Origin of the sequence: Natronobeatus ordinarius (genome assembly GCF_024362485.1) — an archaeon.
GTDB lineage: Archaea > Halobacteriota > Halobacteria > Halobacteriales > Natrialbaceae > Natronobeatus > Natronobeatus ordinarius.
In genome coordinates, this window is record NZ_CP101456.1 from 979,097 (window position 1) to 994,061 (window position 14,965).

12 protein-coding genes are annotated in these 14,965 nt (G+C 66.0%); 8 read left to right on the top strand and 4 right to left on the bottom strand.

What is annotated here, in order from left to right; translation table 11 throughout:
- Positions 1 to 156 precede the first annotated feature (156 nt).
- The 4 genes from NMQ09_RS05035 to NMQ09_RS05050 all read left to right on the top strand — a co-directional run bounded on the left by NMQ09_RS05035 (position 157) and on the right by NMQ09_RS05050 (position 4,979).
- Positions 157 to 2,340: a heterodisulfide reductase-related iron-sulfur binding cluster gene (locus NMQ09_RS05035; protein ID WP_255193352.1), complete on the top strand. Its 2,184-nt coding sequence runs from the start codon at positions 157 to 159 to the stop codon at positions 2,338 to 2,340.
- 59 nt (positions 2,341 to 2,399) lie between these two features.
- A complete protein-coding gene (locus NMQ09_RS05040; RefSeq protein WP_255193353.1) occupies positions 2,400 to 2,837 on the top strand; it encodes a hypothetical protein in 438 nt (145 codons plus the stop codon).
- Positions 2,838 to 2,946: 109 nt separating this feature from the next.
- Complete coding sequence (locus tag NMQ09_RS05045; protein ID WP_255193354.1) at positions 2,947 to 4,083, top strand: ArsR/SmtB family transcription factor; 1,137 nt, start codon at positions 2,947 to 2,949, stop codon at positions 4,081 to 4,083.
- Entirely contained in the window at positions 4,080 to 4,979 is a 900-nt protein-coding gene (locus NMQ09_RS05050) for a hypothetical protein (RefSeq protein ID WP_255193355.1), read from the top strand. Before NMQ09_RS05045 ends, NMQ09_RS05050 begins: the two co-directional genes overlap by 4 nt.
- An 80-nt stretch (positions 4,980 to 5,059) precedes the next feature.
- Here NMQ09_RS05050 and NMQ09_RS05055 read toward each other — a convergent pair whose 3' ends face one another.
- Together NMQ09_RS05055 and NMQ09_RS05060 are read right to left on the bottom strand one after the other, a co-directional pair.
- The gene (locus NMQ09_RS05055) at positions 5,060 to 5,497 is read right to left on the bottom strand and encodes a type II toxin-antitoxin system VapC family toxin (protein WP_255193356.1); all 438 of its coding nucleotides are present in this window, start codon (positions 5,495 to 5,497) and stop codon (positions 5,060 to 5,062) included.
- Positions 5,494 to 5,772, bottom strand: coding sequence for a hypothetical protein (locus tag NMQ09_RS05060; RefSeq protein ID WP_255193357.1), 279 nt, complete (start codon positions 5,770 to 5,772; stop codon positions 5,494 to 5,496). Before NMQ09_RS05060 ends, NMQ09_RS05055 begins: the two co-directional genes overlap by 4 nt.
- A 122-nt stretch (positions 5,773 to 5,894) precedes the next feature.
- Here NMQ09_RS05060 and NMQ09_RS05065 point away from each other — a divergent pair, with 122 nt between their 5' ends.
- Together NMQ09_RS05065 and NMQ09_RS05070 are read left to right on the top strand one after the other, a co-directional pair.
- Entirely contained in the window at positions 5,895 to 7,475 is a 1,581-nt protein-coding gene (locus NMQ09_RS05065) for a succinic semialdehyde dehydrogenase (protein WP_255193358.1), read from the top strand.
- Positions 7,475 to 8,566: an SDR family oxidoreductase gene (locus NMQ09_RS05070; protein ID WP_425607259.1), complete on the top strand. Its 1,092-nt coding sequence runs from the start codon at positions 7,475 to 7,477 to the stop codon at positions 8,564 to 8,566. Before NMQ09_RS05065 ends, NMQ09_RS05070 begins: the two co-directional genes overlap by 1 nt.
- 9 nt (positions 8,567 to 8,575) lie before the next feature.
- Here NMQ09_RS05070 and NMQ09_RS05075 read toward each other — a convergent pair whose 3' ends face one another.
- Positions 8,576 to 10,066 carry a hypothetical protein gene (locus tag NMQ09_RS05075; RefSeq protein WP_255193360.1) on the bottom strand — a complete coding sequence of 497 codons (1,491 nt, stop codon included), beginning with the start codon at positions 10,064 to 10,066 and terminating at the stop codon, positions 8,576 to 8,578.
- 128 nt (positions 10,067 to 10,194) lie between these two features.
- Between NMQ09_RS05075 and hemB the strand changes: the two genes are divergently transcribed.
- On the top strand, positions 10,195 to 11,187 hold the full coding sequence (gene hemB, locus NMQ09_RS05080) for a porphobilinogen synthase (RefSeq protein ID WP_255193361.1): 993 nt from the start codon (positions 10,195 to 10,197) through the stop codon (positions 11,185 to 11,187).
- Positions 11,188 to 11,614: 427 nt separating this feature from the next.
- Positions 11,615 to 13,342, top strand: a complete 1,728-nt coding sequence (locus tag NMQ09_RS05085) for an ammonium transporter (protein ID WP_255193362.1) — start codon at positions 11,615 to 11,617, stop codon at positions 13,340 to 13,342.
- Positions 13,343 to 13,828: 486 nt separating this feature from the next.
- Here the strand turns inward: NMQ09_RS05085 and NMQ09_RS05090 are convergent, their stop codons facing one another.
- Positions 13,829 to 14,644, bottom strand: coding sequence for a DUF7847 domain-containing protein (locus NMQ09_RS05090; RefSeq protein ID WP_255193363.1), 816 nt, complete (start codon positions 14,642 to 14,644; stop codon positions 13,829 to 13,831).
- Positions 14,645 to 14,965 lie beyond the last annotated feature (321 nt).

A 14,965-nucleotide genomic window follows, 5' to 3' on the forward strand; every position in this document is an offset into this window, starting at 1 on the left:
GGCTATTTAAGCCTGTTGCCAGATAGCGTCGGACGAGAGGGATCGACACACATCCATAGAAACTCGAAACGAGGGTATAATTCCCGGAAGACGGCACAGGGGTTAGCTCGGGACAGTGTGACAAGAATTAAGTCGTCTCTGAACCGGGAGTAGTACATGCAGGTCGTAGCACAGGCGGACGTAACGAGGGAGACCTACCTGGGGATCAGCAGCGTCGAGAAGGCGCTGTTTTACTTCCTCGCGGCCGTCACTATTCTCGTCTTCGCGTACGGCGTCTACGCCCGCTTCGCACGGTACGCGGCGGGCGACGACGACTCGTTCCCCCGCGTCGACGAACTTCCGGGACGGATCGTATCGGCGACGAAGATCGTCTTCACGAACGAAAAGCAGTTCAACAGGGATCTGTACGGCGGGCTGATGCACGCGTTCATCCTCTGGGGGTTCCTGTCGCTGTTCATCGCGACGTCGATCCTGGCGTTCGACGAGTACGCCTACGGGCTCGTCGTCGGGGAGTCGTTCTGGTACGGCGACTTCTACCTCGGTTACCAGTTTATGGTCGACGCGATGGGGCTGCTGTTCGTCGTCGGGATCGGGATGGCGATGTACCGACGCTACTGGGTCCGCAACCACCGCCTCTGGGGTCGACACACTTCGAACGAGGACGACATCTTCATCTGGACGCTCTTCGGCCTCGGCGTCGGCGGATTTCTCCTGGAAGGGCTTCGCATCTACATCACCGGCATGCCCGAACACGAGGTCGTCAGCTTCGTCGGCTACGGGCTGGCGATGCTGTTTGGCGCGGTCGGCCTGCCGACCGCCGGCGGGGTGGAGTTCGGTCTTGGCGTCGTCGGGGCCAACGCCGAGACGCTCCACTGGCTCTCCTGGTGGAGCCACTCGCTGCTCGCCTTTTTCTTCATCGCGTGGATCCCCTACGCCAAGCCGTTCCACATGCTCTCCTCGTTCGCGAACGTCGTCACCCGCGACGAGAAGGCCGGCCGGCGGCTGCCGAACGTCCCTGCCGACCTCGACGCGACCAACGCCGAATCCATCGACGACTTCACCTGGAAGGAGCTGCTCGACCAGGACGCCTGTACCAAGTGCGGCCGGTGTTCGGCCGTCTGTCCCGCGAAGGCCTCGAGTCGACCGCTCGACCCGCGTGACGTCATCCTCGACCTCAAGTCCTACCGCGAATCGCTCGACGCCGACGGCGAGGAGAAACCGATCGTCGCCGACGGCGGCGGCGTGATCGACACACGGACGATGGAGTCGTGTATGGCCTGTATGGCCTGCATGGACGCCTGTCCCGTCGAGATCGAACACCTCAAGTCGTTCACCCGGCTCAACCGCCAGATGGCCGACCAGGGCGACGTCGACCCGAACGTCCAGGACGTCTTCCAGAACCTGATGCAAAACGGGAATACGTTCGGCGACTCACCACACTCGCGCGCGGACTGGGCCGACGACCTCGAGTTCGACCTCACCGACGCCCGCGAAGAAGAAGTCGAGTACCTCTGGTACGTCGGCGACTACCCCAGCTACGACGAGCGCAACAAGCAGGTCGCCCGCTCGCTGGCGACCATCCTCCAGGAAGCCGACGTCAGCTTCGGCATCCTCTTCGAGGACGAGAAGTACGACGGCAACGACGTCCGCCGGATCGGCGAGGAGTTCCTCTACCTCGAGCTCGCCGGCCACCACGTCGAGTCCTTCGAGGCCTGCGAGTTCGAGAAGCTCATCTGTACCGACCCACACTCGTACAACACCTTCAAGAACGAGTATCCGGAGGTCGACTTCGCGGAGTTCGCCGACGACCCGATGATGCCGTTCGAGTACGAGGAGTTCTGGAACGCCGAGGGCGAGGTCGAGGTGCTCCACTGGACCCAGGCCATCGAGGAACTCGTCACCGAGGGCGCACTCGACTTGTCGGGAACAGAACTCGACTACACCGTCACCTACCACGACCCCTGTCACCTCGGCCGGTACAACGACGAGTACGAGGCCCCCCGCGAGATCATCCGCGCGACCGGCGCCGAACTGTACGAGATGCCCCGTTCTCGCGCCGACTCCTTTTGCTGTGGCGGCGGTGGCGGCGGCCTCTGGATGGACTTCGAGGAAGAGCCCAAGCCGAGCGAGGAACGCCTGCGCGAGGCGCTCGAGGACACCGACGCCGGCGCCGAGGTCGAGAAGTTCGTCGTCGCCTGCCCGATGTGCATGACGATGTACGAGGACGGCCGCAAGACCGGCGGCTTCGAGGACGACATCGAGATCGTCGACGTCGCCGAGTTGCTCGTCGAGGCACTCGGCGCCCAAGAACGGGCCGGCCTCGAGGAAGCGACGGCCTAGGTGCAGTCGGTATTTGACCTCCCCGAAGGCACTTGTTCTCCTCGTTCGTCGACTCGAGTATGGATCGACGGCGGTTTCTCGCGCTCGCGGCCGGAAGCGGCGTCGTCGCCGGCGCCGGCTGTCTCGACCGGATTCCGGGGATCGGCCTCGACACGTCGTTCGAACTGACCGGCACCGAGCTGGGCGTCGACGACCCGCCGGACGTGACCGTCGACGGCGACACCGTCGTCGTCCGGGGCACGGTCGAGTACGCGTCAAGCGAGTGCGGAACGGTCGAGCTGGCCCACGCGGCGTACGAGACCTCACAGGCCCGACTGGACCTGCTCGTCGCCGCCGTCGACGACTCGCGATGGCCGATGTCGTGCTCGGACGACCTCGTCGAAACCGGCTACCGCATCGAGGCGACGGTTCGCGGCGACCTCCGGCGCGTCACCGTCACCGAACACCACGTCTTCGGCGACGCGTATTCGACGACCGCCGACCTGACCGACTGGTGAGCGCGGTGCTCGAGGACGGTGTTTGCACACCGCACCCATCTCGTTTCCCGACTCAAATCGCACTTTGAGTTCCCCGAGACTCTTTCACTCGCCGTAACGATCACCGCGTATGGACCGTCTGGCCGGCCGACTCGTCGAGCGTCTGCGCGGCGAGCCGGAAGAGCCCTCCGTCGTCGGACTGGACGACGAGGAAGCCGACAAGCTGTTCGACGCCCTCGGCTCTGAGACCTCCCGGGCCGTCCTCGCCGCCTGTTATGAGCGCGGCCGGACCCGATCCGAGCTGGCCGACGACCTCGAGACCAGCATCCAGAACGTCGGCTACCACGTCGACAAACTCGAGTCCGCGGGCCTGCTCGAGCCCGTCGAGACGCGATATGGCGAGAACGGCCGCGAGGTCCGGGTGTACGAGCCGAGCAAGCGAGCGGTGATCGTCGCCGCGGGCGAGCCTGGGCTGGTCGAGCGCCTCGCGGACGCCCTCGAGCGACTGTTCGCGCCCGTGGTGCTCGTCGGGCTGGTGGCGATGGTCGCAGCCGTCGTCGCTCGTGGCCCGGAACGGCTCAAAATGCTCGGCGACGACGCCGCCGCGGAGACGACCACGCGGGCCGCAGAGACGGCTCCGCTGGCCGGGGAGGCGACGACGGTATCCGCTGTAGTCGCCGGCGTTGCCGCCTTCCTCCTCGGTCTGGCCGCCGTCCTCATCGCCGATCGTCGCGGCGCGTTCGACCGCGACGAGACCCGTCGGACGGGTCGGCAGGCGCTCCTCGTCGGTCACGACTCGAGGCAGACCCGACGGACCGCCGCCTGGAGCGTCGCACTCGGCCTCGGCGCGTTTCTCGCCGTCGACGTCACCCTCACGGGGGCGACCCGCGTCGCGGGTGCGGCGGCTGTCGCCGCGCTCCTGGCGGTTCCGCTCGGGACGGTTGTGGCCACCTTCCACGCGCGCCTCGACGGCGGCATCCTGGTGAGCTGGCTCGCCTCGAGCGCCCCCATCGCCGGGATCTGGGGCTATTTCGTGGCAGGTGAGGCCGTCAGGTCGGGACTCGAGCCGGGACTCGTCGCCGCCGGCGTCGCGAGCTTCCTCCTGCTCGGATTCCCGCTCGGATCGGTCGCCTACCTCGTCGGAAGTCTGGCTCGAAGACGAGCCGGGGACGCGTCGGGGCCGTCGCGCCGCGTGGTTGTCGCGCTGGCGGCGCACCCCGTCGCGGTCGTTCTCCTCGTCGTCGGCTGGCTTCGATTCGTACTATGACGGGCGACGAACGCGCCACGATCGACGGCGGTTTCGACTCGAGTCGGCGGGCGGTGGCCCGGGCGGCGCTCCTCGGTGCCGCAGGCCTCCTCCTCGTCGTCGCCGTCGCGTTTTCGATCCTGCCGGCCGGCTCGCCGGTCTCCTGGTGGCGACAGTACGACGCCACGACGTGGCTGTTCTTCGTCGGGGTGTTCGGGTTCGTCGGCGCGACGCTCGGGGTCGGCTGGCAGCAGGGGTGTCGGGTCGCGGCCGCCGGTATCGTGGGGCTGTTGCTCGTCCTTCCGGCCGTTCCACCCATCGCGTTCGGCGAATCACCCGACTCCTGGTTCGTCCTCGGTGGAACCGCGGTCGTCGTGGTCCCGTTCGCGCTGGTCGCCGTCCCGATCGAGCACGTCCGCAGGACCGCAGACCGGTCCCGACCGACGCGACTCGAGTGGCTCGCGCTGGCCGTCGGCGTCGGCCACCTGCTGGCGGTCGACCGACTGAAGACCGCGCTCGAGCACCGCCCCCTCCTCCCGCCGCCGACCGAACTCGGTGCCGTCGACCCCTACGGACTCGCCCTTCTGATCGCGTTCACCGTGAGCCTGGTCCTCCTCGGAGCGGTGCCCGTCGTCCTCGCGGGGCGGCTCCGCCTCCTCACCCCGCCAGCAGCCGTTCTCGTCGCCTTCGGCTGGGCGAGCTACCGGACGTGGCTGCGCTCGCTCGAGACCCTGCCGCCCGAGGGCCCGGGCTTCGGGATCAGTCCGACGCCGCTGACGCTGTACGCGTGGGGCGCGTCGGCACTCCTCGTCGGCGTCCTCGTGCTCGCGGGCCTCGAGTACCTGGTACGCCGGACGCTGGGGATCGCGCCGCCGCCGTCGCTCGTCGGTGATGGCTCCAGGGGCGAACGACGCTAGTGCTTTGTCAAGCCTGATCTGCAGGGTCGAATCCGTCGCCGAAGGCCGGTTCGACCCTGCAGTCGACGCTTGACGGAGTACTAGTCGGCGAGCGTAGTGGGATCGAGTCGCTCGACGATCCCGTCGAAGTCGTCGTCGAAGCTGAGCACGGCGTCGATCTCGTGCTCCTCGAGGAGCGTGATGGTGTTCGCGTCGGTGAAGCTGAGTGTATGGTCGTCGTACTGTTCGAACGTCTCGATCGTCGCCTCGAAGATCGACTCCGTCACGTACAGGAGTTCAACGACCGACGGGTACTTCCCTCGACCGAGGATCCGTCGTCCGACGGTCACGGCTGCGTCGTATCGACCCGTACGGGTTCGGGTCAGCGTCACGGTTTCGTCGAAGACGTACTCACTCGTGTACGGCTGGCCGAATTCGCCACCGAGAACGGTGTCGAGTGCCGCTGTCGCCGACTCGTGTCTCGCCGCGTCCCGGTCGTGATGGGCAAAAAACACGCCAGTATCGATGAACACGCTCATTCGCCGTACAGGATGTCGTCGATGTCGTCTTCGTCCGTTTCGACTCCCGAAGCGACCGTTCCAGATAGCCACCGCTCGGTCTCTTCGTCCGAAAGCGGTTCGAACTCGTCACGAAACGAGTCGATCACCTCGGCTCTCGACTCGTACGTGTCCGTGACGATCCGTTCGAGGAGTTCCTGCTGGGTCACCTTCCGACCCGTCTCGAGACGAATCTCCGCCTGAAGTTTCTCGAGGCAGTCTTTCGTCCGGTCAGTGACCTTGACCGACGTGGACATAGTTGTAGTAGTAGACTCTACCAGGTAAATGGTTCTGCCGAGACCGTGATCCCCTATACCGGCACCAGCCGTTCGCTCGAGCGACCAACAGCTACAGGTGTTTTCGACATATCAGTGAACCCATGTCACGATCTTCGGCCCCACCGATCTTCGGGGAGACGCGTCTGACCACCAGGCGACTCGAGTCCCTCGCCGGCCGGATCGACGCCGAGCGCGAGGGCGGGATCGAGGTCCGGACCCCGATCACGGACGACGAGATCTGTCGGATTCCGGACTGCGACGAGGCAGACGTCGACGCCGCGGTCGAGCGCGCTCGCGAGGCGCAGGCGTCCTGGGAGCGCGTCCCCGTCGACGCCCGTGCGGAGACGCTTCGCCGGTTCGGCGACCTCGTCCTCGAGCGCCGCGAGCAGTTGCTCGACCTGCTCCAGCTCGAGACGGGCAAATCTCGACGCCACGGCGTCGAGGAGGTCCTCGACGTCCCGCTGACGAGTTCGTACTACGCCGAGCGCGGGCCGTCGATGCTCGCCGACGAGCGACGAGGCGGCGCGATTCCGCTGGCGACCGACGCTCGCGTAACGGTCGACCCCGTGGGCGTCGTGGGGATCATCGCGCCGTGGAACTACCCGCTGACGCTCGCGGTGACCGACGCGATCCCCGCCTTACTGGCGGGTAACGCCGTCGTGCTCAAACCCGACGAGAAGACGCCCTTTATCGCGCTCGCGCTCGCCGAATTGCTCGAGGAAGCGGGGCTGCCCGAGGGCGTCCTCGAGGTCGTCACCGGCGAGGGGCCGACCGTCGGTCCGGCGCTGATCGATCGGGTCGACTACGTCGCGTTCACGGGCAGCACGGAGACGGGGCGGACCGTCGCCGAGCGTGCCGGGCGGAACCTGATCGGCTGCTCGCTCGAGCTCGGCGGCAAGAATCCGATGATCGTCCTCGCCGACGCCGACCTCGAGGCGGCCGCCCGCGGTGCGGTGCAAGGGGCGTTCACCAACGCCGGCCAGCTCTGTCTCGCCCCGGAACGCATCTACGTCGAGGAGTCCCGGTACGAAGACTTTCTCGACGCCTTCGTCGGGACAACCCGCAGGCTCTCGATGGGCCTCGAGTTCGAGTACGGGCCGGACGTCGGCTCGCTGATCGACGGCGCCCAGCTCGAGCGAGTCGAGTCACACGTCGCCGAGGCGGTCGAGTCGGGCGCCTCGGTGCTCTCGGGGGGTCGTCACCGCCCCGACGTCGGGCCGTACTGTTACGAGCCGACGATCCTGACCGACGTCGATCCGGGCTCGCGGGTCGCCTGCGAGGAGACGTTCGGCCCCGTGGTGTCGGTGACGCCGGTGGCCGACATCGAGTCGGCAATCGAGGCGGCCAACGACTCGCCCTACGGCCTGAACGCGAGCGTCTGGACGGCCGATCGCGAACGAGGGGTCCAGGTCGCCCGCGAGATCGACTGCGGAACCGTCTGCGTGAACGACGCCTACACGGCGGGCTGGGCGGCCGTCGACGCGCCGATGGGCGGCGTCGGCGACTCGGGGCTCGGCAGACGACACGGCCCCGAGGGGCTGCGTCGCTACCTCGAGCCCCGAACGATCGCCGTCTCCCGGCTGGGGCCGCTCGACGCCCCGCCGGGCGTGCCGGCGTCGGCGTTCGTTCGCATCCTGAGCGGGCTCACGCAGTTCCGGCGGCGGCTGATGAGGTGGCTGTGATGGCCGACCCCCGGATCTTCCTCACCGGCTTTCCGGGCTTTCTCGGCTCCGCCCTGATCGAACGCCTGCTCGCCCGCGGCGACGGTCCCGTCGCGTGTCTGGTCCAGCCGGCCTACCGCGACCAGGCCGAGCGGCGGGCGACGGCGATCGTCGAGGAACTCGAGGCCGACGTCGGCGACGACTCGATCCAGCTGTACGAGGGCGACATCACGGACCCTGACCTGGGGCTGGGGGACGCCCTCGAGGACCTCGATTCCGTCGAAGAACTGTACCACCTCGCGGCGGTCTACGACCTGGGCGTCGACCGGGGGCTCGCCGAGGCGGTCAACGTCCGCGGCACCGAGCACGTCCTCGACGTCGCCGAGGACCTCGCCGTCGATCGGTTCCAGTACGTCAGCACGTGCTACGTCAGCGGCCGGTACGACGGCGTGTTCACCGAGGCCCACCTCGAGGAGGGTCAGGGCTTCAACAACCACTACGAGGCGACGAAGTACCTGGCCGAGGTCGCGGTACAAGATCGGATGGTCGAGGGGCTCCCGGCGACGATCTACCGGCCGGCGATCGTTGTCGGCGACAGCCAGAGCGGGGAGACCGACAAGTACGACGGGCCGTACTACCTGCTCCGGTGGCTGCTCGCCCAGCCGCGGTGGGGCTCGCTCTCGTTCTCGCTCCCTGGCTCGGCCGAGGCCGAACTGAACGTCGTCCCCCGCGACTTCGTGATCGACGCCATTGCCCACCTGAGCGGCCGCGAGGACACCGTCGGCGAGGTCTACCAGCTCTGTGACCCCGCCCCGCTGACCGTCCCGCAGTTCGTCGACGCGCTCGCGACGGCGACGGGCCACCGGACCGTGACGGTGCCGACGACGAAATCGATCGGCCGGGCGACGATGGAACGCCTCGCCGCCCGCGGTGCGCCACTCGAGCCGGCCGCACTCGACTATCTCGATCACCCCACCCGGTATGCCTGTCCGAACACCCATCGCGCGCTCGAGGGGAGCGGCCTCGAGTGCCCGCCGTTCGAATCGTACGTCGATCGTCTCGTGGCGTACGTCCTGAAGCATCCGGACGTCGGCGACGAGGCGATGGTCTGAACGGGTTCGTTACTCGTCCTCGAGCGCGCCGGTCGCCTCGAACGTCCGCCCCTCGTAGGCGATCGTGCGTCGCTCGCTTTCCTCGTAGCCGAACCGTCGGAGAGCCGTCCCCCGGTCGGTCTTCACCCGGACGGTCTTCACGCCGTCGTCGAACAGGGGGAGTGCGTTCCGAAAGCCACGCAACGGCCGCCGGGGAAGCTGCTCGGGGAGCAGCCGCTCGTCGACCTCCTCGACGTCGGCGTCGGCGCGCGTGACGGTGACCGTCGCCGGTCGACGGGCGTCGGCGTAATTCGGCAACTCGACGACGATCGTCTCCCCCTCGTCCTCGATCGTCGCGTTGGGTTCGGGCTCGACCTCGAGTGAGGGTGCCTCGAGGTCGACCATCGCCGCGTGGGTCTCGCCGTCTCGGCTGTAATCGACCGTGTAGGCGTACCGACCGCCGCCGAGGTAGCCGACGGTTCGTTCGCCACGCCTGTCGATCGGCTCGCCGTCGTAGAGGAACAACGCAGTTTCGTCGACGGCGCCGGGTTTGAGAGACGCGTACGGAAGCACCCACTCCCACGGCCCGATCGGAAACCACGCGTCGTCCTCGAGTTTGTACAGCCGCCAGTAGTAGGGATTGCCGCTCATGGTCTCCCGGCTGTGGTTGACAAGTTCGAACGAGACCTTCGCCGGGGCCGTCACCGATTCGACGTCGGGCTCGAGGTACGCTTCCGCCGCGGGCGTCGCCTCGTGGTACCACGCGAGTTCGTCCTCGGTGGGCAGGTCGGGCACGGACGCCCCGTCGAATCGCGACGTCTCGTCGGGGCCCGGCGCGTCCGTCTCCCAGACGGCGATCGTGAACCCGCGGCCGCGCCAGCGGAAGTCGTACCGGCCGACGTCGATCGGCGGCTCGTTTCGCGCGTGATGTCCCAGCAGGTAGTGCTCGCCGACGACCGTCTCCTCGCCAGCCAGGGTGATCGTCTCCGGGAACCAGTCCTCACCCACCGACTCGAGCCGCCAGCGGCCGTCGTCGTCGTCGCGGGCATAGTCCGGTGACGTCTCCGCGAGCGGGTGGTCTCCCGCGGGGACGAGGTACACCGTCTCCCTGTCCGCAGTTCGTCCGGTGGTGGGGTCGTCGAAGGCCACCAGCCGGCGTGGTCGGAACGTCTGTTCGTACGACATCCCGTTTCGCACGGCCGCGACGAGCGTCGCCGGCGACTCCTCGGTCGCCGGTTCCGCGAACTCGAGGCCGACCTCGAGGCCGTCGTCGGTGCGAATCCGACCGCCGACGACGGCCGCCGTCAGCGGCGCCGTCTCGAAGTCCACGACGGACGGTTCGTCGAACACGGGCAGTTCGGGGTCGTCCCGACTCGTCGGTTCGGAGTCCGATTCAGATGGGTCGTCTTCGGATTCTGGTTCGCTCCCGGGATCCGTTCCGGAGTCGTCGTCGGCCCCGAGACAGCCCGCGAGGAGGGCGGCGCCACCGGCCGTGGCGGTGAGGAGGGTGCGGCGGTTCATGTCGGTACCGTGTCCAGTGTGGGCCATAAGTTTTCGGAACACTGAAATGCCGATTTCACCGACGCGAACGCGAGCACGAGCGAAGATCGAACGCGTGGTTTTTTCGCCTGCCGGCCGGAGCACTGGACATGGACCTCACTCATCGCCCGCGGCGACTCCGCCAGGATCGCATCCGCGAGCTCGTTAGCGAGACGAGCCTCGAGCCGACGGACTTCATCGCACCCGTCTTCGTCGACGCGACGACCGACAGCCGGATTCCGATCGAGTCGATGCCCGGCCACGAACGCGTCCCGCTCGAGGAGAGCGTCGCCCGCGTCGAGGAGGTACTCGAGACGGGCGTCGAGGCCGTCATGCTGTTCGGCATCCCGACCGAGAAAGACGCCGAGGGTACCCGGGCGTGGGCCGACGACGGCGTGATCCAGGAGGCGACGCGACGGATCACGACGGAGACAGACGCCTACGTGCTCACCGACGTCTGCCTCTGTGAGTACACCGACCACGGCCACTGTGGGACGCTCGAGACGGGCATCCGGGAGGGTGACTGCGGCCACGCCTCGCTCACCGTCGACAACGACGCGACCCTCGAGAGCCTCGAACGGATCGCCGTCTCTCACGCCGAGGCCGGGGCGGACATGGTGGCCCCGAGCGGAATGATGGACGGGATGGTCGCCGCGTTGCGAGGCGCACTCGATCGCGAGGGATTTACCGAAATTCCGGTGATGAGCTACGCGGCGAAGTACGAGAGCGCCTTCTACGGGCCGTTCCGGGACGCCGCCGACGGCGCGCCCGCCTTCGGAAATCGTCGTCACTACCAGATGGACCCCGCCAACGCGCGCGAGGCGCTACGGGAGGTTCGCCTCGACGTCGAGCAGGGCGCCGACGTGCTGATGGTCAAACCCGCCTTGCCCTACCTCGACATCGTCTCGGCGCTCCGCCGGGAGTTCGACCATCCGATCGCCGCCTACAACGTCTCCGGCGAGTACGCGATGCTCCACGCCGCCGCCGAGAAGGGCTGGCTCGACCTCGAGGAGACGGCCCTCGAGTCGCTGCTGTCGATCAAACGTGCCGGCGCGGACCTGATTCTCACCTACTTCGCCGAGGACGTCGCCACCCAGCTGTAAGATCGCGCCGGCGCGTTCAGCCGCCGAACCCGACGAACGTCCACCCCGTCCGATTTCGACCCGCTCGAGCGCCCCGGTGTGACAATATTTGCCGCGCACGGGCGAGAACGAACCAACGGTCGGGCCGAATTGTCGGATTCGACGACGGTCGGGCGTTGTGACGGTCGTCGTTCGCCCAGTTTCAGACCCGAAACCGGCCGATTTCTGGACGGTCGAAGACCTTATATCGACTAGACTGTACCCACCTCTGTACGCTCGTCACCATCACACCATTATACATAGACGAACGTCAACGCTAATCCTTATACTATAGACAGACATCCGATTCAACCGTGATGTTCGAAATACTCGCAGGATATTCGCCGAATTCGATAGACGAACGTTTACAAATTCTCGGACACAGTGCCGAACTCGAGGAGGTGGCCGGATGATCGAGCCGACCGTCCTCGAGGTGACGACGGGCGACCTCGAGTCGCTGGCGACGGGGATGAACCTGATGTGGGCGCTCACCGTCACCTTCCTCATCTTCTTCATGCACGCCGGCTTCGCGATGCTCGAGGCGGGCCAGGTGCGCTCGAAGAACGTGGCGAACCAGCTGACGAAGAACATGCTGACCTGGGCGGTCGGCATCGGCGTTTTCTTCCTGATCGGGATGGGGATCGCGAACAACGTCGGCTCGATCCTCGGCGGCGGGGAGTCCTCGCCGTTGACGATGTTCGGCGCGGGCTCGTTCGACTGGGCGATGTGGCTCTTTAGCGCGGTGTTCGCGATGACCGCGGCGACGATCGTCTCCGGTGCGGTCGCGGGTCGCGCGAAGCTGCGCGCGTACGTCGCCTACACCTTCCTGTTGGCAGCGGTCATCTACCCGGTCGTCGCGGCGCTGGTCTGGTACGCCCCCGGCGGGACGCCGATCCTCGCGAGCCTCGGCTTTGCCGACTTCGCGGGCGGGATGGTCGTCCACGGCGTCGGCGGCGTCGCCGGGCTCACCGCGGCCTGGATTCTCGGTGCCCGGATGGACAAGTACGACGACGACGGCTCGCCGAACGTGATCCCCGGCCACTCGATGACGTTCGCCGTGCTCGGCACGCTGATCCTCTGTTTCGGCTGGTTCGGCTTCAACGTCGGGACGGCCGCGACGGTGATCGATCCCGGCACCTTCGAACTGGCCGACTTCGACTACGTCGGCAGCGTCGCGATGGTCACGGCGCTGGGGATGGGACTGGGCGCGATCGGCGCCGCGACCGTCTCGCTGTACCTGAACGGGAAGGTCGACACCCTCTACGTCGCCAACGGCATGCTCGCCGGGCTGGTCGGCGTCACGGGGCCGACCGACCTGCTCACCCCGATGGGTGCACTCGCGATCGGATTCATCGCCGGCGCCCAGCTCCCGATCGTCTTCCGGTTCGTCGAGAAGCGCCTGAAGATCGACGACGTCTGTGCCGTCTTCCCCGTCCACGGTAGCGCGGGGATGCTCGGCCTGATCCTCTTCCCGCTGTGGTCGAATGCCGAGGGCGCGACGACCGTGGGTGACGGTGTGATCGCCGGCGGCATCTTCTCGATCGAAGCGGGCGCGTTCGTTCCCCAGCTCGTCGGCGTCGCGGTCATCACGATCTGGACCGTCCTCGCGACCGCGGCGGTCTGGGGTGCGTTCAAACTCGCCGGCCAGGCTCGCGTGACGCCCGAGCACGAGCGCGACGGCCTCGACGTCGCCGAGCACGGCGTCGACACCTACCCCGAATTCGGCAGGCCCGAACTCGCGACCGACGGAGGCGTTCCGGAAGAGAGCCTGCGCACCGACGGGGGGTACGCGACCGACATCGAACTGGTGACCGCGATCGTTCGCCCCGACCGCCTGAGTGCCGTCAAGAAGTCCCTCGCGGGCGTCGGCGCCCCCTCGCTGACCGTGACGAACGTCTCCGGTCGGGGCTCCCAGCCCGCGAAGAAAGGCCAGTGGCGCGGCGAGGAGTACGCCGTCGACCTCCACCAGAAAGTCAAGATCGAGGTCGTCGTCGCGGACGTGCCCGCCGAGGAGGTCGTCGAGGCGATCCGCGAGGCAGCCAACACGGGCGAACCCGGCGACGGGAAGATCTTCGTGCTCCCGGTGACGGACGCCTGCCAGGTCCGCACCGGCGACACCGGCCCGGAGGCGGTCTGAGACGACGAACCGTTCTCGAGCCGGCAGCGGCTACTCGAGTTCGTCCTCGCGGTCGTAGAACACTGGTGCGATACTGAGAGGGATTAGCAACGCGACTCATAATTTTGTTTTGTTTCTCTCCAGTAGTTGAGAGATAGGATCTGATGAATACAGAGCGCATGTCGGTCACGCTGATATTGATATGGTTAGCGAAAGAACTCACGTTATATGGTTGAGGTACCTCCACGGTGTCCGGATTGTGGTGTCGGAACGGACGAAATGACTCTTACTGCAAGTGGCTATAATCTACAGTTCGTCTCTGAAGAAGATAGAGAGGGGATTCTTGGTTCCCTCGGAGCCAAACAAAAATTTAGTGTAAACACCTTCGTCTGCTCTGAGTGTGGATTAAGTCGGCTGTATGCTGATCTGGACGAGTAAAGTAGTTCGAACCAGCTGTTGTGCAAGATCGGGTCGGCCGACGGTGGCGTCGGACTGCCCCGTCGTTGCCTACTGGATCGTCGCGGCGGCCGGGTCGTCGACGAGACTCCGATAGTAGGTGATAAAGTAGGTGTAGGCGTAGGCCATCGCGATCGTCCCGATGACGAGCGTCACCGCGACCGAGAGGTACAGCGTCGATTCGGAGGCGAGCACGGTCTCGCCGGTGTCGGTGAACTCGACGGCCGAGAGGTAGAGTGCCATCCCTGGTCCCTGTCCGAGGAGGGTGATCACAAGGAAAGCGATCGAGAAACCGACGACGCTGAGGAAATTATCCCGAACGAGACCGATGCTGTGGGAAAAGGACTCGATCGCCCTGGCATCGCTGACCACGATCGCGGCGTCGTAGAACTGGATGAACAGAAACAGAAGCGCCAGGACCGCGAGCAGGAGAACGGCTCCGACTACTATGCCAGCCAACCCTGCGCCGGCAACCGCTGCAATGACGCCGACGAATACCATCAGCAAACTTCCAATGAACGAGACACCCATCAAGAGCACCACGAACAGGAACGTCGCCCCGAGCAGCGACACATAGTTTTCCTTCCCGCCACGAACGAACGATCCGAGACGGGTCGATCCCTCGAGTCCCTCGTTGATCATCGTGATCAGGCCACCGAGCAGAAACGGCGTAACGAAAAGTGAAATCAGAATGAACAGCCACTGGGCGAGCGGACTCACGTAAATGTCCAACAGGACCGATATTTCGCCAGGGAGTATGAAAAACACCCCAATGAGCAAAATCACAGGGTTATTTCGAAGGACTGATACTGCAGTCGATAGCGAACCGATTACGCTCATACTCAAGTCGTCGAGCAGGATGGACATATAACGGATACCAGGTTTTCCGGTCAAGAAACTCCTCTGTAGTCAGTAGGGTTTGATGTGTCTCGGTGAAATCAGACAATCGTCTGTAGCTCAGTTTGCACGTGTAATGAGCAGATGGTTCACCGCTCTCAACGTGGAAGAAACGGAGTCGTCGTGCTGCACTAATCCTCTGTATCTTGCACGCCGGGTTCAACATATCCGTGATTTGCCACACTGAAAAGCATGAGAACCGAAGCTAACCCCCTATGATTCCCGGGCAATGACGTATTCGTACGGGTCGACCGACACGGGGACTGGTTGCGATCGCGTGGTCCGTCGAAC

Excerpts from the sequence above, each read along its gene's own strand:
- NMQ09_RS05035 (WP_255193352.1), top strand. The coding sequence starts at position 157 with ATGCAGGTCGTAGCACAGGCGGACGTAACGAGGGAGACCTACCTGGGG.
- NMQ09_RS05040 (WP_255193353.1), top strand. The coding sequence starts at position 2,400 with ATGGATCGACGGCGGTTTCTCGCGCTCGCGGCCGGAAGCGGCGTCGTC.
- NMQ09_RS05045 (WP_255193354.1), top strand. The coding sequence starts at position 2,947 with ATGGACCGTCTGGCCGGCCGACTCGTCGAGCGTCTGCGCGGCGAGCCG.
- NMQ09_RS05050 (WP_255193355.1), top strand. The coding sequence starts at position 4,080 with ATGACGGGCGACGAACGCGCCACGATCGACGGCGGTTTCGACTCGAGT.
- NMQ09_RS05055 (WP_255193356.1), bottom strand. The coding sequence starts at position 5,497 with ATGAGCGTGTTCATCGATACTGGCGTGTTTTTTGCCCATCACGACCGG.
- NMQ09_RS05060 (WP_255193357.1), bottom strand. The coding sequence starts at position 5,772 with ATGTCCACGTCGGTCAAGGTCACTGACCGGACGAAAGACTGCCTCGAG.
- NMQ09_RS05065 (WP_255193358.1), top strand. The coding sequence starts at position 5,895 with ATGTCACGATCTTCGGCCCCACCGATCTTCGGGGAGACGCGTCTGACC.
- NMQ09_RS05070 (WP_425607259.1), top strand. The coding sequence starts at position 7,475 with ATGGCCGACCCCCGGATCTTCCTCACCGGCTTTCCGGGCTTTCTCGGC.
- NMQ09_RS05075 (WP_255193360.1), bottom strand. The coding sequence starts at position 10,066 with ATGAACCGCCGCACCCTCCTCACCGCCACGGCCGGTGGCGCCGCCCTC.
- hemB (WP_255193361.1), top strand. The coding sequence starts at position 10,195 with ATGGACCTCACTCATCGCCCGCGGCGACTCCGCCAGGATCGCATCCGC.
- NMQ09_RS05085 (WP_255193362.1), top strand. The coding sequence starts at position 11,615 with ATGATCGAGCCGACCGTCCTCGAGGTGACGACGGGCGACCTCGAGTCG.
- NMQ09_RS05090 (WP_255193363.1), bottom strand. The coding sequence starts at position 14,644 with ATGTCCATCCTGCTCGACGACTTGAGTATGAGCGTAATCGGTTCGCTA.